The organism is Leucobacter sp. 1207-22 (genome assembly GCF_052850455.1).
Genome location: NZ_VXCR01000002.1, coordinates 365,354 through 391,788, shown reverse-complemented (window position 1 = coordinate 391,788; position 26,435 = coordinate 365,354). Strand labels below are relative to the sequence as shown.

Below are 26,435 nucleotides of genomic sequence, written 5' to 3'. Positions count from 1 at the left end.
CTTCACCTCAAGGAGTTCACCGCTGTGAAACCGCTTGACCCGCGCATGTTGCGCACTGCGAGTTCTGCCCGCTCAGTTTTTGGCTGGGGAGCCCTCATCGGCTTGGTTCGCACGCTCGCGATCGTTGCATGGAGCTGGTTCCTCGCGCAGTCAATTGCGGCCGTTGCGTATCCGGTGTTGCGTTTCACGCAGGGCGCGGATCTGAGCCTCACTCCCAAAGGCATCTCACCGGTTGACCAGCTGCCGTTGCTCCTCGGCTGCGCGCTCGCGGCGTTGCTATTGCGTGCTGGGTCAAGCTGGGCGATGGATGCCCTCGCTGCGCGCGGATCGGTGCGCGTGAAGAGTGAACTGCGCGCCGCAGCACTCGACGCGATTGACGCCCGCTCGCCACAGGCGACGGCAGGCGTTCCAGACTCGCGACTTGCGACCACGCTTGGTCGCGGCTTGGATGCACTTGACGGCTATTTCGCTGGGTATGTGCCGCAGCTGATTCTCACGGCGGTTGCGACACCGGTGCTGGTTGCGTGCGTACTGCTCGCGGATCCGCTGAGTGGCATCATCGTCGTGATCGTGTTCCCGGTGATTCCGGTGTTTATGATTCTTATTGGTTTGGCGACGAAGGCAGTGCAGGATCGGCAGTGGGGCCGCTTGCAACATCTGTCAGCGTCGTTCCTTGATGTGGTGACCGGGCTTGCCACACTGAAGATCTTCCGCCGCGAAGAGCGGCAGGCTGCGCGTATCGCACGTGAGACAGACGAGTACAGTGAGAGCACCATGAAGGTGTTGCGCGTCACGTTCCTGTCTGGCTTCGTGCTTGATCTCGCAGGCACGTTCTCTATCGCACTCGTTGCCGTCACAGTCGGCACGCGCCTCGTTGTTGGTGACTTCCCGCTCGCGATGGGACTGTTCGTACTGTTGCTGCTGCCTGAGGTGTTCATCCCGATCCGCCAGGTAGGTGCCGCGTTCCACGCTTCTACCGAGGGACTGACCGCGGTTGGTGAGGTGTTCGACCTTATCGACGGCAAGACGGAGGACACCGAGCAGGGAACTGCGCCGCACACCACCGGCGAGGTTGTCGCCACTGATGGCTTGGTGGGTTTGCTGGACGTACCGCTCGTGCGCGGTGGACGGCAGATCGCCGCTCCGCTCAAGCTTTCTGCGAATCCCGGCGAGGTTGTCGCGCTCGCAGGCCCGTCTGGCGTTGGCAAATCGACTGCCGTCGCGATGCTGATGGGGACACTCGCTCCCGCAGCGGGCACGGTGTACCGCCCCGAGGTGCTCTCCTGGGTTGGGCAGCGTCCCGGACTCATCCAAGGTTCAGTGGGCGACAACCTCGCACTTGGCGGGACGCCAGATGCGCAGCTCGCCCGTCGCGCCTTGAACACAGTCGGTCTCGATGACCTCGACCTCGCATACGAGCTCGGCGCACTCGGCAGCGGTCTGTCTGGCGGCCAGTCCCAGCGCGTGAGCGTGGCACGCGCGCTGTTCCGTACTTGGCAGTTGAATGCGCCAGCGGTGCTGTTGGATGAGCCGACCTCTGCACTCGACACAGACTCGGAGCGTCTGGTGATCCGCGCCATGCGAGACGAAGCTGCTGCCGGGCGAGCCGTGCTCGTCGTGAGTCATCGGCCAGCGGTGCTTGCCGCCGCAGACAGAATTGAACGTATCGATGCAGCGGAGGTGCGCGCGTGAGCGCAGTAATGACGAGTCGCGAGACGGTCATCGCGCGTGCGGTGCCCCCCATGAAGCGACGCATGCCGGGCATCTTGCTCGGCGTGCTCTCAGACGGTAGCGCTGTTGGTTTGCTCGCGCTGAGTATGTGGCTCATCGTGCGGGCGGGGGAGCAGCCCCCGGTTCTGCACCTCACCTTCGCGATTGTCGGAGTGCGTGCCCTCGCGGTGGGTCGTGCGGCGTTCCGCTACGTCGAACGGCTCTCAAGCCATGACTCTGCGCTGCGTCAGCTTGCGGTGTTGCGCACTGAGACCTTTGAACAATTGATTCCAAGGGTGCCTGGTGCCCTCGAAACGTCGAAGCGCGGCGAGGTGCTTTCGGCCTTCGTTGATGACGTCGACCAGTTGCAAGACGAAGCGCTGCGGGTGCGTCAGCCCAAGATCGTGAGCGGCATTGTGATCGGCCTCAGCCTGGTCATGGTGGCGATTGCCTCGATCCCGGCCGCACTGATCCTGCTTGCGGTGCTCGTGGTGTCTGGTTTCGTCGCGGCTTGGCTCGCACGTCGTATCGCTGGAAAGAGCGACCGTGAGCTCGCGGCCGCACGTTCTGGTCTCATGGACGCCTTGCTCGAACGGTTTGCATCGGCTGAGGTGCTTGCGGCGTTTGATGCGCTTCCTGCGCAGCGGGCGCGGATTGCTGCCGCAGAAGCGCGCCTCGCGAAGGTACAGGAGCGCCGCGCGCGTTCTGCTGGCTTGACCGGTGCGATCGTGACGCTCGGCGCAGGAATCGCGACACTCGCCATCTTCCTGATCGCTGCACCCGTCACCGGGGTGGCGATGTCGGCGCCAGTATTCGCTGCGATTGTGATCGCTCCTGCTGCAGTCTTCGAGGTGTACGCGCAGGTGCTTGCGGCCTTCACGGCACGTCGCGCGGTCGAGTCGAGCGCGGATCGCATTGCCGACCTCACCGAGCAGCCCCTACCAGCTGAGATTCCCGTAGACCCGGCTGCTCCGGTTTCGTTGCCCACCGTGCTCCCAGCCGGAGAAGCGTTGCTCACCGCTCGGGATCTTTCGGTACGTCACGCTGGCGCGGATCACGATGCCGTTACCGGCATCAATTTTGAGCTTGCTGCTGGTGAATTGCTCGTCGTTACTGGCCCGTCAGGTTCGGGAAAGTCGACCCTTGCTCTGGCGCTCACACGCCTCCTCGACTACCGCGGCGAATATCGCGTCGCAGGAGTGGACGCGCGCACGCTCGCGGGAGCAGAACTTCGCTCGTTCGTTGGCCTGTGTGAGCAGAGCCCGCACCTCTTTGACTCAGACATTCGTCAGAACCTGAAATTTGCGCAGGAGTCTGCCAGCGATGATGAACTCGTCGCTGTGCTTGAGCGCGTGGGGCTTGGCCAGTGGCTTGCAGAACGTGGCGGGCTCGATGCACGTGTTGGTGAGCACGGTGCGCTGGTCTCTGGCGGTCAGGCACAGCGGATCGCGCTTGCGCGTGCGATTCTTGCTGACTTCCCTGTGGTGATTCTCGATGAGCCGACGGCGGGTGTCGACCGCGAACGCGCCGACGTGCTCATGCGCGACCTCCTTGGTGCAATCCCAGGGGATCGCGCGGTCATGCTTATCACGCACACCCACCTGCCGGACGACGTTACGGGCGCGCGGCTCGAACTCTAGACCGGCTGCCAGGTCTGATCGAGCGCCTTGCGGAATCGCGCAAGGCGCTCATGCTGTGCCGCCTGGGTCGGGACGCCATCAACGCTCGTCACGACCCGAATGCCGTGCAGCGCATTCACCGCCCACACCTCATACTCGTGGAGTTCACGCGCGAGAATGGGTGCTTCCCCAAACGACACAGTTGCCTCATCTTCCTCAGCAATCACTCGCACGAGGATCTCTGTGACCGAGACGATGCGGCCCTCGGGTCGACGCTCACCTGCGCCTGGCAGAAAATGGCCGTGACCGGTGGTGGGATTCCATGCGAGCAGACTCGTCGTCGCTCCTTCGATCGCGAGGCCATCTTCACTCACGAACAGTGCCTCGGCTCCCACCTCGCGGTTGAGCACAGCATAGCGGGAGATATTTGGGCCCTTCCGCCACGGCGTCACACGGGCAGTCGCGTGGTCGACCGAGATCAGCGCGAGGGTTTCGCCGAGCTCGGGAAGCGGGCGAATCGCGCAGGCAAGTTCTAGGTCTCCTGCCGCAGTGCGCCACAGCTCAAACCGAGGAAACCCGTCGCCGCCCGCCGCGATGTCCTCGCCAGCGGCCTCGAAGAAGTCCGTGAGCCAACCTGCGAGGTCTTCGAAGGGAATCTCGCCAGCCACCGCCTCCTCAACCGCATCGATGAAGCGAGAGACATGCAGTTCCATGCCGCGCGCCTCAGTCTCGCCAGTAAACGAGTGTGTGCGGGTGCGAAAAGAATCGGCGACAAGTAGCTCACGTTCCATGCCGCGAGCGTAGCAGGGACGCAGTTCCACGCACCGTTGCGCGCCGACCCAGCCGCACGACGCTACCCTTATGGGGTGATGTTGACCCAGCTGCCGTATGCCGTTGACGCATCGACCATCGCTGACGTATTGGCTGCCTCGGGTGAGGCCTGGTGCTGGTTTGACGGTGAGACTCCCGCCCCTGGCGAGGCTGCGGTGAGCTACCTCGGTGTGGGCGCCGAGGTGCGCAGGCCGCACCCTGGGCGAGAACATGAATTTCTCGCAGAGCTCCGTGCTGCATCTTCCAGCATTGTCGATGGCGGTTTGTGGGCGCTCGCACTCTCATACGAGTTTGGGCTCGGGCTGCTCGACACTGCTCCACACCGAGCGCCTGGTCTCGATCAGCAGGCTCCGACAGAACCAGCGGCAACGACGCTGGCGGATGATGCGAGCTTCGCGATCCGCCTCGATGTCGTCATCGCGATTGACCACGAAACCGGGCAAGTGACCCTGCGTGGTGCCGAATCTGCGCGTGTCGCCTGGCTCACCCGATTTGATGCGCCACTTCGTTCGGCCCAGCGCGCTCTCGAGTACGCGTCTCATGATGCAGCGGAGGTGACTGATGCATCGCGAAGTCTCGAACTCACCTGGCGACGCTCAGACGAGCAATACGAGGCTGCTGTTGAGTCGTGCCGTGCCGCAATCGCCGACGGCGACGCCTACGTCCTGTGCCTGACCGATACCGCAGAGGCCGTGGTGAACGGGCAGATCGATCCGCTCGCGTTATTTCAGCAGCTGCGAACTGGATCGGGCGCCGTGCGAGGGGGAGTGCTCGTTGCAGGAAACGATGCGCTGGTGAGCATGAGTCCAGAACGGTTCCTCAGCGTGCACGACGGAACTGTACGTACGCATCCGATTAAGGGCACTCGCAAGCGTGGCGGCACGAGGGAAGCCGATGCTGCACTCGCGGCAGAGCTCAAAGCGGACCCGAAGGAGCGCGCTGAAAACCTCATGATCGTCGACCTCATGCGCAACGATCTCAGCCGTGTCTGTGCAGTCGGAACGGTGCGGGTCGAGCGCTTTCTGGAAGTTGAGACTCACCCGCACGTGCACCAGCTCGTGAGTACCATCGCGGGAGAGCTGGGGAACCGTGAGGTGGTTGGCGGATCCGCGCCACACGACGTGTGGGACGCCATCGCCGCGTGTTTCCCGGGCGGATCGATGACTGGCACCCCCAAACGGCGCGCCGTTGAAATCCTCGGCGAGCTTGAAGCAGGCCCCCGAGGCTTGTACTCCGGGTGCTTCGGTTGGGTTGCCGCGAATGGTGACGCCGAGATCGCGATGACGATTCGCAGCGTGGAATTGCGGGCCGACGAATGCGCCGATGGACAGGTTGAGACGAGCGTGCGGATCGGCGCGGGCGGTGGAATTACCGCCGACTCAGACCCCGCGATGGAGGCCGCAGAAAAGCATCTGAAGGCCAGTCCACTTCTTGCCGCGCTGTAAGCGGTATTCTTGAAAGATATGCACGTCCGTCGGGGCGTGTGACGCAGTTGAAAACGAGGTATGTGTGACCGAGCAGCAGGGGCGTGACGCCGAAGGCTACGACTTCCGCAAGATCCAAGATCGTTGGCTTCCCGTCTGGGACGAGATGAAGCCGTTCGAGGTTGGCAACGAAGATTCGGGCAAGCCGAAGAAGTACGTGCTCGATATGTTCCCGTACCCGTCAGGTGACCTGCACATGGGTCACGCTGAAGCATTCTGCTTCGGTGACATCATGGCGCGCTTCTGGCGCGGCCGCGGGTACGACGTACTTCACCCGATCGGTTGGGACTCGTTCGGACTTCCCGCTGAGAATGCGGCGATCAAGCGCGGTGTTGACCCCCGTGAGTGGACCTACGCCAACATTCAGCAGCAGAAGGATTCGTTCCGTAAGTACGCTCCGTCGTTTGACTGGAGCCGCGTGCTTCACACGAGCGATCCCGAGTACTACAAGTGGAACCAGTGGCTGTTCCTCAAGATGTACGAGAAGGGCCTCGCGTATCGCAAGGCCAGCTGGGTCAATTGGGACCCGGTAGACCAGACCGTTCTCGCGAACGAGCAGGTACTCTCTGACGGCACCTCGGAGCGTTCCGGTGCGATGGTCGTCAAGAAGAAGCTGACTCAGTGGTACTTCCGCATTACTGATTATGCGGATCGCCTCCTCGACGACCTCGATACCCTTGAAGGCCAGTGGCCGACCAAGGTGCTCAACATGCAGCGCAACTGGATTGGTCGCTCGCGCGGCGCAGAAGTTGAGTTTGAGATTGAAGGCCGCGACGCGAAGGTCCCTGTCTTCACGACTCGTCCCGACACCCTGCACGGCGCTACCTTCATGGTGGTTGCTCCCGATGCTGATCTCGCAGCTGAGCTCGCTGCTGGCGCTTCGCCCGAGGTTCGCATGCAGTTCCAAGCATACCTTGAGCAGACGCAGAAGCAGACTGAGATCGAGCGCCAGAACGCTGATCGTGAGAAGACCGGCGTCTTCCTTGATCACTTTGCAGTGAACCCTGTGAATGGCGAGCGTATCCCTGTTTGGGCATCTGACTACGTGCTCGCTGACTACGGCCACGGCGCGATCATGGCAGTGCCAGCACACGATCAGCGTGACCTTGACTTCGCCCTCAAGTTCGACCTGCCAGTACGCGTGGTTGTCGATGTGCGAGACGAAGACGGCGCAGAGCTTCCCAACCCTGCTGAGAGTGGCAAGGCCACCGCTGGCGAGGGCCTGCTGGTGAATTCAGGTGAGCTTGACGGCCTGCCCAAGGCTGAAGCGATCGCGAAGGCGATTGAGGTGCTTGAAGCTCGCGGCACCGGTCGTGCAACCACGACCTACCGTCTGCGTGACTGGCTCATCTCGCGTCAGCGCTACTGGGGCACCCCGATTCCGATCCTTCACGGCACCGGCGAGCATGAGGGCGAGATGAAGCCCGTGGCCCACGACTCGCTTCCCGTTGAGCTGCCTGCCTCAGCGGGCCTCGATCTGAAGCCAAAGGGCTCGTCACCGCTCGGTGCAGCAACCGAGTGGGCGACCGTCAATGACGAAGACGGCGAGTGGCTGCGCGACCCCGACACGATGGACACCTTCGTGGACAGCTCGTGGTACTTCCTCCGCTTCCTCTCTTCGAACGATGACACCCAGGCGTTCGATCCTGAGGCTGCAAAGAAGTGGGGCCCCGTCGACCAGTATGCTGGCGGCGTTGAGCACGCGATTCTGCACTTGCTCTACTCGCGCTTTATCACCAAGGTGCTGCACGACCTTGGCTACCTCGACTTCGAAGAGCCGTTCACCTCGCTGCTGAACCAGGGTATGGTGCTGCTCGACGGTGCGAAGATGTCGAAGTCGAAGGGCAACCTCGTTGAGTTCGCTTCTGAGCTGTCGGAGCACGGTGCTGATGCGCTGCGCGTGACACTCGCGTTTGCTGGTCCGCCCGAGGACGACATCGACTGGGCTGACGTCTCAGTGCAGGGTTCGGCAAAGTTCCTTGCGCGCGCATGGCGTATCGCCGACGACGTCGAGCAGAACGGTGCTCCGGTCGGTGTTGATTTCGCAGGCAGCGACAAGGCGCTTCGGAAGCACACTCACCAGCTCCTGGCAGACGCTCCGACGCTCGTTGAACAGTACAAGTTCAATGTTGTTGTCGCACGCCTCATGGATCAGGTGAACTTCACCCGCAAGGCGATCGACTCTGGCTGCGGCATCGCAGACCCAGCTGTTCGCGAGTCGGCTGAGGCGATCGCGCAGATCCTCTCGCTCTTCGCGCCGTTCGCGGCAGAAGACATGTGGGCAAAGCTCGGCCACGAGGCTACCGTCGCGCTCGCGGTATGGCCAGCCTCTGATCCGACACTCATCGTCGAAGACGAGGTCACCATGGTTGTGCAGGTGAACGGTAAGGTGCGTGCGCGTCTTACGCTGCCAGCATCGGTGACCGAAGACGAAGCGCGTGAAGCTGCGCTTGCAGACGACGGCGTGAAGCGCGCCATCGGCGACCAGGAGATCGTGAACTTCATCGTTCGCGTTCCCAAGATCGTGAGCATTGCGGTAAAGCCCGCGAAGTAGTCACTTCGGCGTCGCGAGACGCTGTTCGCGCCACGAAGGCCGCGCAGTTCTTATGAGCTGCGCGGCCTTCGTGCGTTTCTCGCTGCATCCGTCGAACTCGCCGAACAGCAAGCTGTGTTGCTCACAACAGCGAGTACTCGAGAGCAGTCGGAGCGTTCTACACATGTGCTGCGTGTGGACCGCTGTCGGCAGCAAAGCGCACCACACTTGGCGGCATGAGACCGCAGCACTTGACCCTTCCACCCGTCCAGCAGCCTGACGCGGAACCAGCAGCAATGGCACCTGCCGGGAGCGGCAGCAACGCCAGTCATATCTCACCAGGCTGGCTCAGCGTGCTCACAGGAGAACCCGCGGATCGTGAGACCGCTGAAGAGCCGCAAGGTCGCTGGGCGCTCAACGAGCCGCAATCTCCTGGCGAGCGACCAGCTCTCACCTGGCGTGAACGCGTCGCCGTTTCCTCGCTTGCTCATCGCTCGATTGCGGTTCCCGTCATCGCCGCGGTTGTACTCTTTGTGGCCGCATCGGTGGTGACGCTGTGGCTCATGTGGGGGCAGCCTGGGGAGACCACTGCTCCGTTTGTAGAAGCAGGGGTTTCCGAGTCATCCGGTGCCGGGGTCATCGACGAGGCCGGTGAACCAGCCGCTGCCGAGATTGCAATTGCCGTTCATGTCATCGGAGAAGTGGTGAAGCCGGGAGTTGTCGAGCTCCCGCAAGGCGCGCGAGTGCTCGACGCGCTGACTGCTGCTGGTGGTGCCAGTGAAGCCGCTGTACTCACCGGTGTGAACCTCGCACGCCTGGTGATTGACGGTGAGCAAATTGTTGTACCAAACCTCGAGCAGGCGCTTGCCCCAGAGACTACCTCGCAAGACCCGGGCGCTGGCGGCGGGGGTGGCGGCACGGCTTTAGTGAGTCTGAACAGCGCGAGCGTGAGCGACTTCGAGACGCTACCTCGCGTCGGGCCTGCGCTCGCTGCACGAATTGTCGAGTGGCGTGCGGCAAACGGTGGCTTTCGCACGATAGATCAACTCGGTGAGGTGAGCGGCATCGGCGAGAAGACGCTCGAATCGCTCAAGCCCCTCGTGACCCTATGATCGCTCACGTCAATGGCGGATTCTTGGTCGACGCGAGCACCGGTCCACCTGGCGCCTGGCGGCTCCTGTTCCCTGCGCTGGCGGGATGGGGCGCCTGTGCGCTACTGATTCACCAACCCGGCGCGAGTCGATGGTGCGTCGTTGCAGCGCTTGCTGGTGGCTTCTTGTTAGCGATGCGGACCCTTCGTAGTCGCCACCGAGTACATCGACGTGGAGTGTCAAAGCTTGGCACTGTCACCCTCATGTTCTGCAGCATCATCATTCTGGTGTCTGTACGAGTTGACATGAGCGACTCCGCGAGAATGCACCCAGAGTTCGTTGCAGCATCGAAGCAGGAACGGACGATGGAGTTTCAAGCTGAAGTCGTTGGATTTCCCAAAACGCACAGTGCTTCTTTCGGTGGCGAAAGCTTTGGGTTGCAGGCTGCGGCTGATCTGCACGGGGTAACTGTACCGGTGAAGCTGTGGATCGAGGGCATTCCAGATGCGACGATCGGCCCCGGGACGAGAGTCTCTGTTCGAGGGCAACCGAATCAAGCGAAAGTTGGATCGACAAGCGCTTGGAACATCACCGTGCGAGATCTGCAGATGCTTGAGCCTGCAAGTGGCTGGAACGCGACTGCCTCCCGGTTACGGGCCGGTCTACTGGCAGCTGCAACCCCTGTGGCTCACGCGGCGCTCGTTCCTGGCTTTGCCGTGGGGGATACCTCGCTTGTTGATGACAGCCTCTCCGCAGACATGCTTGAGACAGGCCTGACACATTTGACTGCTGTCTCAGGCGCCAACTGTGCGCTCGTGGTGTCCGCTGGAATCTGGCTTGCTTCACGCATGGGCCTCGGGCGTCGGTCGCGAGTTCCCATTGCAGGTTTGTTTCTCCTCGGTTTTGTGGGCATCGTCGGTCCCGACTCGAGTGTGCAGCGAGCCGCGATCATGGCCGCGGTCGTGCTGATATCCCAGTTTGCAGGGAAACGGTCGCAAGCGCTGTCAGCGTTGGGAGTCGCTGTGCTGGTACTCCTGATTCGTGATCCTTGGGAGGCTGTGCAGGCCGGGTTCGCGCTCTCGGTCACTGCCACACTTGGTATCCTCCTGTTTTCTCGCCACATCACACGTGGGCTTAGACGCACCTGCAGGGTGCCGGGATGGCTTGCCACGCCGTTCTCACTCACGCTGGCGGCTCAACTCACGTGCGGCCCCCTATTGCTGCTCCTGCAACCGGGGCTGTCTCTTGTGAGTGTGTTCACCAACGTTCTGGCGGCACCTGCAGCACCACTCGGGACAGCAATCGGGCTGTGTGCCACCATGGTGCTTCCACTCGCTGAAGGGGCTGGAGCTTGTCTGGTCTCGCTTGCTGCGGTCCCGGCGCGTTGGATCGAACTCCTTGCATCAACCGGAGCCCAGGTGTCTTTTGGCCGGTGGCACTGGAGTGGTGGTTGGTTCGGGGCTATTTCGTTAGCACTTGTCGAATTACTCGGCGGAGTGTTCGTCGCATTGGTGACGAGACAACTCTCGCGAGGTGCCTGGGAGCAAGGAAGGCTCAGGCTCCCATGGGGTGCGGGGGAAAGGCTACCGGCACGGGCAAAGCGGCTCGCTTCGTTACTCGCTGTAACCGGCGCAGGCATCGCAGCGACGATGACCGGTATCGCGCCAGTTGTTTCCAGAATTGGTGTGCCGCGAGATTGGGCAATCGTGTCCTGCGATGTCGGGCAAGGTGATGCCACGCTGCTGCGAGACCCGAGGCATCCGGAGTTTGTGATGCTGGTCGATACTGGAGATGACGAAGCCCTCTTGCGGGAATGCTTGACACGCTTCGGCGTAGCACGAGTGGATCAACTCGTGCTGACCCACGATGATCAAGATCATGTTGGCGCGTTAGACGCAGTCGCGGGTATGACGGAGACCGTGATCATTGCGCCTGCGAATGCAAAAGACGGTGAAGACCGTGCACTTGTGAGAAGTCTGCTTGCGCAGGATCTGACGCCTGTGGTGCTGCGGCAGGGTCGCACCGGCGGAGGGGTTGCCCCAGGGGAGCCTGGCTTACGTTGGGAGGTGTTGGCTCCAGCAAACGGAACCATTCCGAAAGATACGAACGCGGCGAGTATCGTCATGTCGGTCGATATTCTCGGCCGGCACATTCTCATGCTTGCTGATACCGGCAAGGATGAACAAAAGGCCATGCTTGCTGGAGGGGTGAAGATCTCGAGTGACGTCGTAAAGGTCGCTCATCACGGGTCAAAGGATCAGCACCTACCCCTCTACGAACAATTGGGAGCTGGAACGGCGTTCGTTTCAGTTGGTGTGAAGAACCGCTACGGGCACCCAAACAGTGACCTGCTCTCTGCGCTTGATGGAATGGGTATGCAGACGTGGCGAACAGACGTGGCAGGAACGGTCGCCTTTGTATTAGACGAGTACGAGGTTCGAGGGTTCCAAGTGAAATCTCAAGGTGTATCCAACAAACATTCTCCAGGGCCGCGATGAAGCTTGTTCTTTCGGATCAAGCATGGTCGCCCACGCACTCAGCTGTGGACGCCATGATTCATGCAAAAGTGCCGGTACGGTTTCTTGCGGTGAAGAGAAACCGTACCGGCACCACGTTGCGACGCGACCTGCACCCCCTGCAGCTCGCGGTATGACTACTTGAAGTCAGGGAACCCTTCGACTGCGTCAGCGATGCCGTCCACGAAGCTCGTGTAGGTCAACGCAAAACCAAAACGCTCAGCGAGGTTTCCTTCAATCCAATTGCCGTTTGCCACTGCGGGAACACGATTGAGTAGGGGATCAAGGTCGGCACCAACGTCAGCCTTGTATACGAGCATGACATCTGCCTCACCGAGTGCGCTTACTGCATTCTCGTAGCTGAGCATGTGCCCAATGCCGTTGGGATTGGGCGGTGCCGATGCGATCTCAGCGTTGTCATAGATCTCGAACCCGAGGGCCGGGAGCACCACCTGATAGACGGATTCATCAGCAATGACCGTGAAGTTGTCAACGGGCGCGTGAATCACTGCGATCGACTTGCCCTTGGTGTACGACTCAATGCGCTGACGTGCGTCTTCAACAGCCTGCTCGTAGCCCTCGATTGCAGCTTCCGCCTGATCCTCGCGGCCAAGCAGATTGAGCTGCGCAGTCATCGCCTCAAAGGGGTTCTCGGCAGAAGCACCCTCGACATCGAGGCCGTCGTTGACGGCGAGCACCGGGGCAATGTCATCAAGCTTGAAGTCTTCGCCCTCGTAGAAGTCCCACCAGCCTTTACCAACGACGATGAGGTCGGGGTTGTACGAAGCAATTTCCTCGCGGTTCAGATCAAACGCGGTGTTCTTCAGATGAGCAACGTCTTCATCGATGAGCGGTGAGAGAGGGCTGTCCTCGCCGTATGCAGTTGCGACAAGTGGGTAGTCGGCGAGCAACGCCATTTCGAGTCCGCTGCGGCTATCGAGCACGACGACTCGCTGCGGATCAGCAGGAATCTCCGCGGAGTAACCCTCATAGGTGAAATCGATGGTTTCACCTGAGGTACTGCTATCGGTGCTTGCAGTATTTCCACCGGTGCAACCAGTGAGGAGGCCAATCGAGACGACTACAGAGAGAAACGCCAGCGTGCGTGCTCGACGGGCAGGCCTGAGGCGTGAGATGCCGGTTCCGGCAGTTGAGAGGGGCATATAGATCCTTGACATGATGTGGTGCCTGGCGAACAGGCAAGGGGGCCTTGCGTGAGTGCATTGGCCTCTGAATACAACGCTAGAAACTTCTCGCATCGAGGGGGAGACGTGGAGCTTCGCGATCCGGACGCGAACGGTCACGACCGAGTGGCACAACAGTTGGGGAGCCGGTGACAGGGTCGGGCACGACGATGCAGGCAAGTCCGAACACCTCCTCGACGATCTCGGCGGTGACGACCTCTTCGGGAGTGCCCTGTGTGACCACTGCGCCATCTTTCATCGCAATGAGGTGGGTGCCGTAGCGTGCCGCCTGATTGAGGTCGTGCAAGACCGCGACAAGGGTGTTTCCTGCAAGATGCAGATCAGTAAAGAGTTCGAGCAGGTCAATCTGATGGGCAATGTCGAGATATGTGGTGGGCTCATCGAGCAATAGCAATGGAGTTTCTTGGGCAAGCACCATTGCCACCCACACGCGTTGTTTCTGACCACCCGAAAGTTCATCGACGAGGCGGGTCGAGAGTTCTGTGACCCCTGTCGCGTTCATGGCTTGGATAACGGCGTACTCGTCTGCATCGGTCCACTGGCGAATGAGTCCCTGGTGCGGATACCGGCCTCTGGCGATGAGATCCGCAACCGTGATGCCCTCAGGTGCGATCGAGGATTGGGGGAGTAAGCCCAGTTTTCGCGCCACAGCCTTCGCTTTGTACGTTGCGATGTTCTTGCCGTCGAGCAGCACTTCACCGGCTGTTGGGCGTATAAGCCTGGAAAGTGCGCGAAGCAGGGTCGACTTGCCGCACGCGTTGGGCCCGACGATGACCGTGAACGATTCGTCTGGAATGGCTACCGACAAAGCCTCTGAAATGGTCTTTCGGTCGTAGCCAATCGTGGCGTCAACAATCTGCAAAGCCGTGGATTCAGGAGGGGATACAGTCATGCGCATGCTTTCTAAGAGCGTGGGGAAAGAACGAGTTAACCGCGTTTGCGGGCTTCGACGACGAGGAGCCAAATGAGGTAGCCGCCGCCGAGCACGACGGTGACGGTGCCGACAGGCAGCATCGCTGGAAGTGCGTGGAGCGCGACATAGTCAGAGGCCGAGAGGAGCACCGCGCCCATGCAAGCGGACGCTGCAACAGAGACGCCGGGTGAACGTGTGATGCGGCGTGCGATCTGCGGTGCCGCAAATGCGACGAATGAGATCGGGCCAGCGGCGGCTGTCACCACGGCGATCAGCGCAACCGAAAGCAACATGAGCGTGAGCCGGATGGGTTCGACGCGTACGCCAAGCGCTTGCGCTGCGTCATCGCCAAGCTCAAGCTGTTTGAGTGGCCGTGTGAAACCGAGGGTGATCGCGAGAAGTGCGACCACTAGCACAGCACCAGCGCCGGTCTGTAGCCAGGTCATGCCGTTGAGTGATCCGGCTCCCCAGACCGCAGCGATCAGAGCGGTGTCGAGGTTCGCAGTCAGCGTGAGCCACGTGTTGAGCGAGCTCAGCATTGCTGACACCGCGATACCGGAAATGATGAGCCGGAAACCTTGCACGCCGCCCCTGAACGCAAGAATGTAGACGAGGCCAGCTGTCGCGATTCCGCCAACGAACGCGCCTGCCGCAACGTCAAGATAGGTCCCATGCAGCACGATGATAACGATCAGTGCACCGGTGTATGCGCCAGCTGAGAACCCCAAAATGTCGGGACTTGCGAGCGGGTTTCGCGTGAGCGACTGGAAGACCGCGCCACTCGCCCCAAGCGCGGCGCCAAACACGCACGCCGCGAGCGCGCGTGGCATACGCCACTCGATGACGACGGTCCGTGTGAACTCTTCTGCCTGTGAGGTGAGCGCCTGCCACACCTGTGCAACTGACAGCGGGTAGTCGCCACTAGCCAGTGCAGCAACGAAAATGATGACTGCGATGACCAGCAGTGCGAGACACATGGGAAGCACTCGCATGTCGATTCGTAGCCATACGCCACGAACGTGCCACCTGCGGAAGGTACGACCGAACTGCACCTGCTGCGGTAACGAAGCATGCCTGTGTGGATGTGTCTGCGCGTGGGCAGACGGAGATTGCGATGGAGCGCTCACAGGCCACTCACCTTCCGCTTTCGGATGAGCATGATGAGTACTGGTGCGCCAACAAAAGCTGTCACGATTCCGACGGGGACCTCGGCAGGACGCATGATGAGGCGTCCCGCGATGTCTGCCAGTAGGAGCAGCGCCGGTGCGAGGACCAGCGTGTATGCGAGGATCCACCGTTGGTCTGGTCCGACGATCCACCGCGCAACGTGCGGCACCATGAGGCCGACGAAGCCAATCGGGCCAGCGATTGCGGTTGCGCCACCAGCCAAGAGCGTGACTGCGATGACGACGAAGACTCGAGTGCGCAGCACATGCGCGCCGAGGGCCGCGGCCAGGTCGTCGCCGAGTGCAATGGCGTTGAGTGAACGGGCGAGGCATATCGCAATGAGGAGACCGATGGCGAGGAATGGCAGTACTGGCCATACGATGTCGAGTTCACGCCCGACGACGGTGCCGGCACCCCAGTTTCGCATTTTGTCGAAAGCCTCAGGATTCAATAGCGTGAGCGCCGAAGTGAGGCCACTGAGTGCTGCGCCGAGCGCTACACCTGCGAGGACGAGTCGGAGCGGATCGGCACCACCTCGGCCAGCTGAACCGATGGCATAGACCGCAAATGTGACGATAAGCGCACCGCCGAAGGCGAACCAGATGTACTCGGTGATCGAGGCCGCGCCGAATGCTCCGACACCCACTGCGACCGCGAACGACGCACCTGAGTTGACCCCCAATATGCCGGGATCCGCGAGGGGATTTCGCGTGAGGGCCTGAATGAGGGCCCCGGCGATGCCCAGAGCCGCTGCGACGACGATCGCCACCACGGTACGGGGAACACGTAAGTCACGAACGACGAAGTGATCCTCGATGTCTGCTGGAGCAAAGAGGGCGTCCCACACCGTAGCGAGAGGGATCTCACGTGACCCAATGACGATACTTGCGACGACGATGACGCCGAGGCCGAGGCACGCAACGAGTAGCCAGAGCGTGCGTGCGAAGTTTCCAGTTGCCTTCCCCTGGGGAGGTTGTTCAGGCGTATCAGGTGTGACTGGATGAGCTCGGGGAAGAGTGCTGGGTTGAGTCGGCATGGGCATAATGCGAGGCGAGCTCCGGTGGCTGTGACGTCGATCGCGCCGGATTGGCGCGTAATTCCAAGCTACGCTGATACATCAGACCTGGGGGGACAGGTCGTTTCTCGTATGAGACAGGCGCTAGGCTGCGCGTCGGTTTCGGCCCTGACCGGTGATGCGCTCGGTGAACTCACCCGGCGTGCAACCAACGGTCTTTCTAAACGCGGTGACGAAGGCACTTGTCGTGCTGTAGCCCACGCGGCGTGCAACGTACTTCACGCTGTCGCCGTCGGTAAGCGCCCCGAGCGCTGCGCGCATTCGTACAAGCCGACGCCACTGCGTGAAGCTCATCGCGACCTCGGCGCTGAATGCTCGGGTGAGCGTCCGTGAGGTCATGTTGAGCAGCGACGCCCACTGCTCGAGGGATCGGTCGTCTGCCGGATCACCCAGGACTTTTTCTACAAGAAGCGCCAGGCGCTGATCCTCTGGGATGGGTACATCGAGATCAAGTGAATCGTTCAGCTCAAGCATGTCGACACACACCTGCTGAGCGCGCAAACGCTGTTGCACTGACATGCGGGTGTTCTTGAGATGAATCAGCAGCTCGCGCGCTGCGGGCACGAGTCGTACTGCGACGGGCTTGTCCCAGGTGCGCGTCCAGCTCTCTGGTGCGAAGTAGGTTGTGCGGATCTCGGTGCTTTCGCGCGAGGAGCCCTCGTGCTCCATGCCAGCTGGAATCCACAGCCCGATGCCTGGGGTAACCGTCCACTGGCGGCCGCCGGTGACCATCGTGACAACACCACGGTCGGTCCAGAGGAGTTCGTGTTCTGGATGGCTGTGTCGCGCCCAGGTGACGGCGTGATCGGGGACGTGCACGCTGGTGGTGAAGAGGTATGGGTCGGCGACATGGTGCTCTGGTGAGTGCCGAAGCAGCCGTGCCAGCTGCGGCTCGGGAGCTTCGGCCAGGAGGCTCGGGTGTGGTGCACGTTCGGCGTGCAGAGTGAGAACAGTCATGGTCACCTGGGAGTCAATCAGAGAAGTAAGGCGCTCCTAATATTAGTCAGATGAATGCGGCTTTCGCTCACCAATGCGTTTCCAATGCGTGGAAGATGTGGTGTGTATCGGGGTGAAACGGTCAATGTCGGTGGGTGCGGGTAGAGTGTGTGTCGTGGCAGCAGCAGCACGAACGACACCGACGAAGATCGCAAAGACCAAGGCACCGCAGTGCGATTGGACTGAAGCGCGGCCGGCGCCAACCGTGTTGATTAGCGGCGTCGAAGAGTTTCTTGCTGGCCGTGCTGGTCAGCGTATTCGCGACCAGCTCAAGGGTGAAAATGCCGAGCTTGAAGTGCATGACATCGACGCTGCATCCTATTCGGCAGGCGAACTCTTTACGCTTGCAAGCCCGTCGCTTTTTGCAGAGCCTCGGCTCATTCGTGTGAGCGGTGTTGAGAAGAGTTCAGACGCGTTTATCGAAGATGCCAAGCGGTACGTGCTAGACCCGGCTGAAGACACGACCCTCGTGCTCCGTCACGTGAATGGCATGCGCGGCAAAGCCCTGCTTGACCTTGTACGCGGCAGCGCGCCTGGTGCCATCGAGGTCGTCTGCCCAGAGATTAAGAAAGAATCAGACAGGCTCACCTTCGCTCAACAAGAATTCCGGCGACTTGGCGCGCAAGCAACTCCCGGTGCGGTTCGCATGCTTGTTGCGGCCTATGCTTCTGGAAGTGTTGGCGAGCTCGCAGGCGCTTGCGTTCAGCTCGTCTCTGACGTTGGGCGTAGTCTCACCGAGACTGAGGTTGGTCGCGCCACTGAGGGACGTGTTGAAGCAAGCGGATTCAAGCTTGCTGATGCAGCGATTGCGGGTCGCCGTTCCGATGCGCTTGTGCTGCTGCGTCAGGCCCTCTTGACGGGTCTCTCGCCGATCCCGATGCTCGCGGCGCTCAATATGAAGTTGCGCGGAATGGCTCGGGTATATGGCGCTCGCGGTTCTGCGGGACAGCTCGCAAAAGAATTCGGCATGGCTCCGTGGATGGTGCAGAACGCGGTGCGCGATGCGCAGGCGTGGCGCGAGGAAGACCTCGCTCGCGCAATTGATTTGGCGTGCGAAACGGAGTGGCTCCTCAAAGGCGGCACCCGTGATCCCGAGTACGCACTGGAGCAGCTCGTAAGCTTCGTCGCTCTGCGAGGTCGTACCAGTGGTTAGGGTCGGCCTACCACCAGTAGGCCGGGTAACCCGTGCGCTTGATCTTGTTGAGCAGAATGCCGAACAAGACAAGGATTATCGCGCCAATGACGGTTGAAAGAATGAGTGAGATTCGACCCGAAACGGTCATCGCCGCAATCATTGCCGTGGCTGAGCCGGGGGAGTGTGCTGTGCGTAGGGCAAGCATGACCCCGAGTGATAACGCCCCTGCGATTGCTGCGGCCCAGAGTGAATGGCTCACGACGCCGACACCAACACCGACCAGCGCTGACAACAGGTGGCCACCGATCACCTGCCGCGGCTGAGAGAGGTGCAGGTTGGGACCGGTGACGATCAACACCATGCTCGCGGCGAGGGGTGGGATGAGTAGCTGATGGCCAGCCAAGGTGCCAATGGCCACGAGCGAGCACAGTGCGATGCCTGCAACCAGCACGGCAACAATGATCTTATTGAACGCGGGACGCGGCGGGGTCTTCGTCTTCAACGCAGCTTTCCAGCTAGCGGGCACAGGTATCTCCTCGAGCCTGACGCACCCAATTGGGTGCAGATAAAACGAAGCGGCGAACCACCGAAGTGATCCGCCGCTTCGTGAAGCTTCAGAAAGCAGTCTTAGAGAGCTGCAACCTGAGCTGCGAGCTTCGACTTGCGGTTCGCAGCGTTGTTCTGGTGCAGAACACCCTTCGAAACAGCCTTGTCGAGCTTGCGGGTAGCAACCTTGAGGTTTGCCTCAGCAGCGGTCTTGTCGCCAGTCGCGATCGACTCGCGGGTCTTGCGAATGAGGGTACGCAGCTCGCTCTTGTATGCACGGTTACGCTCGGTAGCCTTGCGGTTGGTCTTGATGCGCTTCAGCTGCGACTTGATGTTTGCCACGTTAAGTGAGTTCCTTCATTTCAAGGTCAATATGAATTGTTCCGATCGGTGAGAGAGGGCACCTAGCGGATGTGTGGATAGTTCCACACGCAAGTCAGAAGTTAACTTTAGCAGATGATCCGCCTATGCCGCTGGGAGTGCGAATGTGCGTGTTTTGCGCGGGGTGGCACGCTTGGAATCTCGCGCCACGCGTGCTCCCGCATGACTTGGCCAGAAACCTCATTACCACTGTGAGATAATGAGCCACAATGTCTCCTCGTAGTGTGAACCCCCCAGCGCCGTCGTCAACCGACCCCGCGAAGATTCGCAACTTCTGCATCATCGCGCACATCGACCACGGTAAGTCCACCCTTGCTGACCGCATGCTGCAGGTCACCGGCACCGTTTCTGACCGCGATATGCGCGCTCAGTACCTTGACAATATGGATATCGAGCGTGAGCGCGGTATCACCATTAAGTCGCAGGCTGTCCGTATGCACTGGAGCCACGACGGTGGTGACTATGCGCTCAACATGATCGATACCCCAGGTCACGTCGACTTCAGCTACGAGGTATCTCGTTCGCTGGCTGCCTGTGAGGGTGCAATTCTGCTCGTCGATGCTGCACAGGGCATCGAGGCGCAGACGCTTGCGAACCTCTACCTCGCGATGGAGAACGACCTCGAGATCATCCCGGTCTTGAATAAGATCGACCTTCCCGCAGCAGACCCTGAGCGCGTTGCAGCTGAAATTGCGGATCTCATCGGCGGTAACCCTGACGACATCCTGAAGGTCTCAGGCAAGACCGGCATGGGCGTCGAAGAGCTTCTCAACAGTGTGATTGAGCGCGTTCCCGCGCCCGTTGGCGACGCAGATGGTCCTGCGCGCGCAATGATTTTTGACTCGGTCTACGATCCCTACCGTGGCGTGGTCACGTATGTTCGTATGGTCGATGGCAAACTCACTCCGCGTGAGAAGGTCCTGATGATGTCGACCAAGACTGAGCACGAGGCGCTCGAGATTGGTGTTTCATCACCGGGGCCGACCCCGACGAAGGGTCTTGGCGTTGGCGAGGTGGGATACCTCATCACCGGCGTGAAAGACGTCCGCCAGTCGAAGGTGGGTGACACGGTCACCACGAAGTTCCACGGCGCTGAAGAAGCCCTGCCGGGATACACCGATCCGAAGCCAATGGTTTTCTCGGGTCTGTACCCGATCGATGGTTCTGACTACCCGGTGCTTCGTGAGGCGCTCGACAAGCTCAAGCTTTCTGATGCTGCGTTGCAGTACGAGCCAGAGACCTCGGTCGCGCTTGGCTTCGGCTTCCGCTGTGGCTTCCTCGGCCTGCTGCACCTCGAGATCATCTCTGAGCGTCTGCGCCGCGAGTTTGACCTTGACCTCATTGCCACCGCGCCGAGCGTGGTCTACCAGGTCACGAGTGAAGACGGCACCGAGACTACTGTGACGAACCCGAGCGAGTACCCCGAGGGGAAGATCCGCTCGGTTCGTGAGCCGGTGGTACGCGTCGCGATCCTCACTCCAAAGGATTACGTCGGCACGGTCATGGAGCTCTGTCAGAGCCGCCGCGGCAGCCTCATGGGGATGGAATACCTTGGCGAGCGCGTTGAGCTTCGCTACAGCGTTCCCCTTGGTGAAATCGTGTTCGACTTCTTCGATCACCTGAAGAGCCGCACGCAGGGCTACGCATCGCTCGATTACGAACCCATGGGCGAACAAGAGGCAGACCTTGTGAAGGTCGACATCCTCCTCCAGGGTGACAAGGTCGATGCGTTCAGCGCAATTGTCCACCGCGACAACGCCTACCACTACGGCACGATGATGGCTGAGCGCTTGCGCAAGCTCATCCCGCGCCAGCAGTTCGAGGTGCCCATTCAGGCGGCGGTAGGTTCACGCATTATTGCTCGTGAGACGATCCGCGCAATCCGTAAGGACGTCCTTGCCAAGTGCTACGGCGGCGATATTAGCCGTAAGCGCAAGCTGCTCGAGAAGCAGAAGGAAGGCAAAAAGCGCATGAAGATGGTCGGTCGTGTAGAGGTGCCTCAGGAGGCCTTCATCGCGGCACTGTCTGGCGAGGTCGAGACGAAGGACGCGAAGAAGTGACCCCGGCGCCGAAGGAAGACTTCCCACGGCGCTCGACGCATCGCGAGATGCCAGTTGGCTACGCAGCCGTTGGTGCCTCGCGTGCGCCGGACCTCGTGCGCTTCCCGCCTGCGGGCAGTACCTCGTACGAGGAGACACTGCAGCTTGGCAGTGGTGAAGAGCGCTTCATCCTCGCGTCGAGCTGGCTCATGACCTGGGGCGCGCACCGCGGTGCGGGCTGCACCGTCGAGGAGATCGATCGGGGCGAAGGCGACGCCTACACCGGAGTCATCTTTGACGCAGATGGCACTCCAGTGCCCACCGGCAATACCGAAGAGCTGTTCGGTCCAGATGGCGAGCCCTATGTCACTGCAGGTACACAGGCACGCTTGCGCATCGGCGATCTCGACCGCGAGGTGCTGGTCGTGTACACGCTCGTTGAAAACAACCGCGTTGGCTTTGCCTGGGGCGATCGATCCGATGATGGTGGCCCGTATGGTGAGCACTTCGCGGTCGTTGAGCTGAAGGAAGACGGCACCGTTTGGGCGGGTGTGCGAGGCTTCTTCTTCTCCTCGCAGAACGGCATCTTCGGACTCAAGGCGCGAAACGATCAGCGCAATGTGCTTGATGCAGCGAAGCGCATCCTCACAGCGCTTCTGCCTGGTGTCGCACCCGTGAACACCCTGCCTGACGCTGGGGCCGATGAGTCAGCTGCGCCTGCAGGAATGTCTGATGTCGACGCGAGCGTCGATGTCCAGGCTGATGAGCCGATTGTGATCGAACTTCCGCGTGATGATTCGGCGGATCGCTAACCGTGCCGAGCGCCTTTCCACCCGGCGAGCCTGCTCCAGCTGACGGTGCCCTCCCGGCCTCGGTGCTCGCGGGTGCTGATGAGCGTCGCTTTGGCGTGTACGTCCACGTCCCGTACTGCCGTGTGCGCTGTGGTTACTGTGACTTCAACACCTACACTGCGAGCGAGCTCGGTACCACGAACCAGTCGCACTATGCCTCAGAGGCTGCGGCTGAGCTGAGTTTCGGCGCGAAAGTGATGCGGGACTCCGGGCTGCCAGCACGTGAAGTCTCGACCGTCTTCTTCGGCGGTGGCACCCCGACGCTGTTGCCAGCGGCTGATCTGGTGCTCATGCTTGATCGCATTCGTGATGAGTGGGGAATCGCTCCTGGCGCCGAGGTGACGACCGAGGCAAATCCTGACTCGGTGGATCGCGAGTACCTCGAGCATCTCGCAGACAACGGCTTCACCCGTGTCAGCTTCGGCATGCAGTCCGCAGTGCCGAAGGTGCTGAGCGTGCTTGACCGTACCCACTCGCCTGAGCGAGTACCGCAGGTTGTTGCATGGGCTCGCGAGGTTGGGCTGCAGGTGAGTCTTGATCTCATCTACGGTTCGCCTGGCGAAACGCTTGAGGAATGGGAGACGTCGCTCGACGCCGCACTTGCGATGGCACCCGACCACTTGTCGGCGTACGCGCTTATCGTCGAACCGGGAACCAAGCTTGCTGCACAGATCAAGCGAGGCGAATACCCAGCGACTGACGATGATCTCCATGCTGAGATGTACGAACTCGCTGATTCGAAGCTCGCGGCAGCCGGGTACGACTGGTACGAAGTGAGTAACTGGTCGCGCAGCGAAGAGACTCGTTCGCGCCATAACCTGTCGTACTGGACAGGCGAGGACTGGTGGGCGGCAGGACCGGGCGCGCACAGCCACATTGGCGGAACGCGCTGGTGGAACGTGAAGCATCCGCGAGCGTACGCTGACCGTATCTCACAGGGCGTTTCGCCGGCTCTCGAACGTGAACTGCTGAGCGAAGAGGCCCGTCACGAGGAGCAGGTGCTGCTGCAGACCCGCATCGCAGATGGTCTGCCCATCTCGGCGCTTGCTGAGAGCGAACGCGGTGCGGTTGCTGGCTTGATCGCTGACGGCCTCATCGATGGCCGTGCTGCGTTGGGAAGTGGCGGATCCGCGCCCCGAATCGTACCGACCCTTCGGGGTCGACTGCTCGCTGACCGCGTAGTCGGCGCACTGCTCAGCTAAGTATTTCTGCGGCGGGCTGCGCTAGACTTGGCACTCGAACGTGCTGAGTGCCAGGAAGGGAGTCGCGATGGTTACCGAACGCGGTCTCGCTGTCCTGCACGCAATCGTGAGTGACTATGTCGCGACGAGTGAGCCTGTCGGTTCAAAGTCCATCGTTGATCGGCACAGTTTCGGGGTTTCGGCCGCGACCATTCGTAATGATATGGCCTCGCTCGAAGACCAAGAGCTCATCGCGCAGACGCACACGTCGTCGGGCCGCGTTCCGACCGACAAAGGGTACCGGCTGTACGTCGATACCTTGGCTCGGGCGCGTCCACTGAGCGGGGCGCAGCGCACCGCGATTGAACGCTTCCTTGGCGAGGCGAACGATCTTGATGACGCGATGACTCGCACCGTGAGATTGCTGGCGCAACTGACCAATCAGGTCGCTGTGGCGCAGTACCCGTCGCTTCGCAGTACGGTCGTACGTCACATTGACCTGGTCGCCGTGGGTGAAGACCGCGTGCTCTGCGTCCTCATTCTCGGCTCTGGGGTGGTAGAGCAACAGGTTGCGAAGCTGCCGTCCGCACAGGTCACTGAGGCATGGGTCAACGGCCTTCGGGCGCGGATCGCGCAAGCGATCATTGGGCAAGACCTTGATTCCGCAGAACGCGCGATCACTGATCTCGCTGCGAACGCAAATGAGTGGGTAGCCCCACTCGAGAACGAGCTCATTGGGCGCGTGCTCGCCATCGTGCTCGGCCAGTTGAAAGCCAATCGCAGTGACAAGATTGCTGTCGCTGGTACCGCGAATCTTTCGCGTCCCGGCGAGTACTCTGGCACCCTCACGACGGTGCTTGAAGCCATCGAAGAACAGGTCACACTTTTGCGCCTGTTCGAGGAGCTGGTGCATGATCAGCGCGATGTTGCGGCTTCGATCGGTCGTGAGAACGCGTTGTACGGCCTGCCCGAGGCGTCAGTAATTGCAACAAACTATGCCTCCATTGGCGACACGGCCTCACGGCTTGGCGTGCTCGGTCCTGTTCGGATGGACTACGCAGGCAATATTTCGAGTGTGCGCGCAGTCGCGCGCTACCTCAACCAAATGCTTGGCGAGACGCACTCGTAGCGTCAGCCGATACACATCAGTTTTCAACCGCAACCACTAAGGAGCAATCAGAGTGGCAGATCACTACGAGGTCCTCGGAGTTTCCCGCGAAGCGACCCCAGAAGAGATCAAGAAGGCGTATCGCAAGCTCGCGCGCCAGCTCCACCCGGATGTGAACCCGTCTGAAGAAGCAGCTGAACGCTTCAAGGACGTCACACATGCATACGATGTTCTCAGCGATGCTGAGCAGCGTGCCCGCTACGACCGTGGTGGGGATCAGCCAGGCTTCGGCGGTGCGGGTGGCTTTGGCGACATCTTCGAGACATTCTTCGGTGGTGGTTTCGGCGGCGGATCACAGGGGCCTCGTTCACGCGCGGAGCGTGGCGAAGATGCCCTGATCCGCATCGACGTGCCTCTCGAAGAGGTCGTTTTCGGTGCGAAGCGCGACATCACGATCAACACTGCGGTGCTCTGCAACACCTGTGATGGCAGTGGATGCCAGCCTGACACGAGCCCGGTGACCTGTGATGTGTGCCATGGCCAGGGTCAGGTGCAGCGCCAGGTGCGTTCGCTCTTCGGGAATGTCGTGACCATGCACCCCTGTGGGAGTTGCTCGGGTTACGGCACGATCATTGAGCACCCGTGCACCTCGTGTGCAGGCAAGGGGCGAGTGCGTGAGCGCCGTGAGCTTCCGCTCGACATTCCGTCAGGCATTGAGACCGGTACGCGCATGCAGATGCGCGGCGGTGGCGAGGTCGGCCCTGGCGGTGGCCCGAACGGTGACCTGTTCATTGAGTTCCGTGTGACGCACCACGACATTTTCAGCCGTGATGGTGATGACCTTCTCAGCACGCTTCAGGTCGCTATGACCGATGCGGTGCTTGGTGCTGAGGTTTCACTCGATTCGCTTGATGGCGACAAAGTAGAGGTAGAAGTTCCCGCCGGCGTACAGTCAGGCGACATCATTACCGTCCGCGGTCGTGGCATTCAAGGGCTCCAGACAACGAACCGTGGTGATTTGAAGATTGCGGTGCAGGTGGTAACCCCATCGAAGCTCAGCAAACGGGAGAAGGACCTGGTTCGTCAGCTCGCAGCGCTCCGAAAGGATGAGCACCCGCACTTCGGTGAGTTCCACCAGGGGTTCTTCGGCAAGATCCGCGATCGCTTCTTTAAGAACTAAACGCGCATGGCAAACCTGTACTACCGCGAGGGACTCAGCGCGGCTGAATTTGTGTCGGGTTCCGAAATTGACATCACCGGTGACGAAGCACGGCACGCTGTTCGCGTCAGTCGCTTGCGTCAGGGGGAGCAGATCCTCATCGGTAACGGTGAGGGGGCACTTGCCAACGCAGAAGCAATCGCGGTAGGGAAGGATCGATTCACGGTTCGACTGCTTGACGTGCGTCAGGTCGATGTACCCGCGGTTCGTCTCACTCTTGTGCAGGCGCTTGCGAAGGGCGATCGTGACGAGCGTGCTGTTGAGCAGTCGACGGAGTTCGGTGTCGACGGCTTCTCGCCGTGGCAGGCCGCGCGGTCAGTGTCACGCTGGGATGGGGTTGGCGGTGCTGAGAAGTCTGCAAAGGGAATCGCAAAATGGCAGCGCATTGCACGTGAGGCTTCGAAGCAGTCGCTGCGCGCTTGGGTGCCAGTCGTTGGGCCGCTGACGACTACCCGTGAGATCTGTGCTGCCGCGTCAGATCCCGAGGTTGAGGTCGTGGTATTACACCCGCGCGGTACGCGCGCCCTGAGCGCCTGGGTCACTGAGGGGCTCGCTGCGCACGTGCGTGAGATCAAACTCGTAGTTGGGCCTGAAGGCGGTCTTGCAGATGCAGAGATCGACGAGCTTGAGGCAGCGGGAGCACGGGTCCTCGTGCTCGGGAGTACCGTCTTGCGAACTTCGTCGGCCGGGCCAGCCGCACTTGCAGTGCTCAACGTGGGACTCGCACGCTGGTAGACGACTTCGACGGGTAACGACGAGAAGCTTCAAAACAGATTCGAGTCCGGTGTGCGATGGTTACTGTCTGCCACCCGCGAACGATCTGCATCTCGCATCT

At 61.0% G+C, this 26,435-nt stretch carries 21 protein-coding genes; 13 read left to right on the top strand and 8 right to left on the bottom strand.

Annotation, left to right across the window (positions count from 1 at the left end):
- The first annotated feature begins 24 nt into the window (after positions 1–24).
- Positions 25–1,692, top strand: coding sequence for a thiol reductant ABC exporter subunit CydD (gene cydD, locus FW756_RS05005; RefSeq protein WP_446429062.1), 1,668 nt, complete (start codon positions 25–27; stop codon positions 1,690–1,692).
- Positions 1,689–3,350 (top strand): thiol reductant ABC exporter subunit CydC, encoded by a 1,662-nt coding sequence (cydC, locus tag FW756_RS05000; RefSeq protein WP_446429061.1) that lies wholly within the window; start codon positions 1,689–1,691, stop codon positions 3,348–3,350. The genes cydD and cydC overlap by 4 nt, the downstream gene beginning before the upstream one ends.
- Here the strand turns inward: cydC and FW756_RS04995 are convergent.
- Positions 3,347–4,120 carry a hypothetical protein gene (locus FW756_RS04995; RefSeq protein WP_446429060.1) on the bottom strand — a complete coding sequence of 258 codons (774 nt, stop codon included), beginning with the start codon at positions 4,118–4,120 and terminating at the stop codon, positions 3,347–3,349. The genes cydC and FW756_RS04995 overlap by 4 nt on opposite strands.
- Before the next feature lie 78 nt (positions 4,121–4,198).
- Here FW756_RS04995 and FW756_RS04990 point away from each other — a divergent pair, with 78 nt between their 5' ends.
- The 4 genes from FW756_RS04990 (at position 4,199) to FW756_RS04975 (ending at position 11,766) form a co-directional block, all read left to right on the top strand.
- Complete coding sequence (locus FW756_RS04990) at positions 4,199–5,605, top strand: anthranilate synthase component I family protein (RefSeq protein ID WP_446429214.1); 1,407 nt, start codon at positions 4,199–4,201, stop codon at positions 5,603–5,605.
- Between the two features lie 64 nt (positions 5,606–5,669).
- Positions 5,670–8,198: a leucine--tRNA ligase gene (gene leuS, locus FW756_RS04985; RefSeq protein WP_446429059.1), complete on the top strand. Its 2,529-nt coding sequence runs from the start codon at positions 5,670–5,672 to the stop codon at positions 8,196–8,198.
- A gap of 215 nt (positions 8,199–8,413) precedes the next feature.
- A complete protein-coding gene (locus FW756_RS04980) occupies positions 8,414–9,289 on the top strand; it encodes a helix-hairpin-helix domain-containing protein (RefSeq protein WP_446429058.1) in 876 nt (291 codons plus the stop codon).
- A gap of 284 nt (positions 9,290–9,573) precedes the next feature.
- Positions 9,574–11,766 (top strand): ComEC/Rec2 family competence protein, encoded by a 2,193-nt coding sequence (locus FW756_RS04975; RefSeq protein ID WP_446429057.1) that lies wholly within the window; start codon positions 9,574–9,576, stop codon positions 11,764–11,766.
- 155 nt (positions 11,767–11,921) lie between these two features.
- Here FW756_RS04975 and FW756_RS04970 read toward each other — a convergent pair whose 3' ends face one another.
- From FW756_RS04970 to FW756_RS04950, 5 genes are all read right to left on the bottom strand, one after another.
- On the bottom strand, positions 11,922–12,947 hold the full coding sequence (locus tag FW756_RS04970; RefSeq protein ID WP_446429056.1) for an ABC transporter substrate-binding protein: 1,026 nt from the start codon (positions 12,945–12,947) through the stop codon (positions 11,922–11,924).
- Positions 12,948–13,026: 79 nt separating this feature from the next.
- Complete coding sequence (locus FW756_RS04965) at positions 13,027–13,881, bottom strand: ABC transporter ATP-binding protein (protein ID WP_446429055.1); 855 nt, start codon at positions 13,879–13,881, stop codon at positions 13,027–13,029.
- A gap of 35 nt (positions 13,882–13,916) precedes the next feature.
- Positions 13,917–15,029, bottom strand: a complete 1,113-nt coding sequence (locus tag FW756_RS04960) for a FecCD family ABC transporter permease (protein WP_446429054.1) — start codon at positions 15,027–15,029, stop codon at positions 13,917–13,919.
- Entirely contained in the window at positions 15,026–16,111 is a 1,086-nt protein-coding gene (locus FW756_RS04955) for an iron chelate uptake ABC transporter family permease subunit (RefSeq protein ID WP_446429053.1), read from the bottom strand. The genes FW756_RS04960 and FW756_RS04955 overlap by 4 nt, the downstream gene beginning before the upstream one ends.
- A 117-nt stretch (positions 16,112–16,228) precedes the next feature.
- Complete coding sequence (locus FW756_RS04950; protein WP_446429052.1) at positions 16,229–17,101, bottom strand: AraC family transcriptional regulator; 873 nt, start codon at positions 17,099–17,101, stop codon at positions 16,229–16,231.
- 154 nt (positions 17,102–17,255) lie between these two features.
- Here FW756_RS04950 and holA point away from each other — a divergent pair, with 154 nt between their 5' ends.
- A complete protein-coding gene (holA, locus tag FW756_RS04945) occupies positions 17,256–18,293 on the top strand; it encodes a DNA polymerase III subunit delta (RefSeq protein WP_446429051.1) in 1,038 nt (345 codons plus the stop codon).
- 7 nt (positions 18,294–18,300) lie between these two features.
- Here the strand turns inward: holA and FW756_RS04940 are convergent, their stop codons facing one another.
- Both FW756_RS04940 and rpsT read right to left on the bottom strand, forming a co-directional pair.
- A complete protein-coding gene (locus FW756_RS04940; protein ID WP_446429050.1) occupies positions 18,301–18,801 on the bottom strand; it encodes an HPP family protein in 501 nt (166 codons plus the stop codon).
- 101 nt (positions 18,802–18,902) lie between these two features.
- Positions 18,903–19,163: a 30S ribosomal protein S20 gene (gene rpsT / locus FW756_RS04935; protein WP_446429049.1), complete on the bottom strand. Its 261-nt coding sequence runs from the start codon at positions 19,161–19,163 to the stop codon at positions 18,903–18,905.
- Positions 19,164–19,411: 248 nt separating this feature from the next.
- On the opposite strand from rpsT, the gene lepA reads away from it, so the two are divergent.
- The 6 genes from lepA to FW756_RS04905 all read left to right on the top strand — a co-directional run bounded on the left by lepA (position 19,412) and on the right by FW756_RS04905 (position 26,335).
- On the top strand, positions 19,412–21,262 hold the full coding sequence (gene lepA, locus FW756_RS04930; protein WP_446429048.1) for a translation elongation factor 4: 1,851 nt from the start codon (positions 19,412–19,414) through the stop codon (positions 21,260–21,262).
- Positions 21,259–22,053, top strand: a complete 795-nt coding sequence (locus tag FW756_RS04925; RefSeq protein ID WP_446429047.1) for a DUF1990 family protein — start codon at positions 21,259–21,261, stop codon at positions 22,051–22,053. Before lepA ends, FW756_RS04925 begins: the two co-directional genes overlap by 4 nt.
- A 2-nt stretch (positions 22,054–22,055) precedes the next feature.
- Positions 22,056–23,294, top strand: coding sequence for a radical SAM family heme chaperone HemW (gene hemW, locus FW756_RS04920; RefSeq protein ID WP_446429046.1), 1,239 nt, complete (start codon positions 22,056–22,058; stop codon positions 23,292–23,294).
- Positions 23,295–23,361: 67 nt separating this feature from the next.
- Complete coding sequence (hrcA, locus tag FW756_RS04915) at positions 23,362–24,402, top strand: heat-inducible transcriptional repressor HrcA (protein ID WP_446429045.1); 1,041 nt, start codon at positions 23,362–23,364, stop codon at positions 24,400–24,402.
- Between the two features lie 52 nt (positions 24,403–24,454).
- On the top strand, positions 24,455–25,561 hold the full coding sequence (gene dnaJ / locus FW756_RS04910) for a molecular chaperone DnaJ (protein ID WP_446429044.1): 1,107 nt from the start codon (positions 24,455–24,457) through the stop codon (positions 25,559–25,561).
- A gap of 6 nt (positions 25,562–25,567) precedes the next feature.
- Positions 25,568–26,335 (top strand): 16S rRNA (uracil(1498)-N(3))-methyltransferase, encoded by a 768-nt coding sequence (locus FW756_RS04905; RefSeq protein ID WP_446429043.1) that lies wholly within the window; start codon positions 25,568–25,570, stop codon positions 26,333–26,335.
- Positions 26,336–26,435: the final 100 nt, after the last annotated feature.

Coding starts and splice junctions, on each gene's coding strand:
- lepA (WP_446429048.1), top strand. CDS start 19,412: ATGTCTCCTCGTAGTGTGAACCCCCCAGCGCCGTCGTCAACCGACCCC.
- FW756_RS04950 (WP_446429052.1), bottom strand. CDS start 17,101: ATGACTGTTCTCACTCTGCACGCCGAACGTGCACCACACCCGAGCCTC.
- hrcA (WP_446429045.1), top strand. CDS start 23,362: ATGGTTACCGAACGCGGTCTCGCTGTCCTGCACGCAATCGTGAGTGAC.
- FW756_RS04975 (WP_446429057.1), top strand. CDS start 9,574: ATGAGCGACTCCGCGAGAATGCACCCAGAGTTCGTTGCAGCATCGAAG.
- FW756_RS04970 (WP_446429056.1), bottom strand. CDS start 12,947: ATGCCCCTCTCAACTGCCGGAACCGGCATCTCACGCCTCAGGCCTGCC.
- FW756_RS04905 (WP_446429043.1), top strand. CDS start 25,568: ATGGCAAACCTGTACTACCGCGAGGGACTCAGCGCGGCTGAATTTGTG.
- FW756_RS04990 (WP_446429214.1), top strand. CDS start 4,199: ATGTTGACCCAGCTGCCGTATGCCGTTGACGCATCGACCATCGCTGAC.
- FW756_RS04965 (WP_446429055.1), bottom strand. CDS start 13,881: ATGACTGTATCCCCTCCTGAATCCACGGCTTTGCAGATTGTTGACGCC.
- FW756_RS04980 (WP_446429058.1), top strand. CDS start 8,414: ATGAGACCGCAGCACTTGACCCTTCCACCCGTCCAGCAGCCTGACGCG.
- FW756_RS04955 (WP_446429053.1), bottom strand. CDS start 16,111: ATGCCCATGCCGACTCAACCCAGCACTCTTCCCCGAGCTCATCCAGTC.
- FW756_RS04995 (WP_446429060.1), bottom strand. CDS start 4,120: ATGGAACGTGAGCTACTTGTCGCCGATTCTTTTCGCACCCGCACACAC.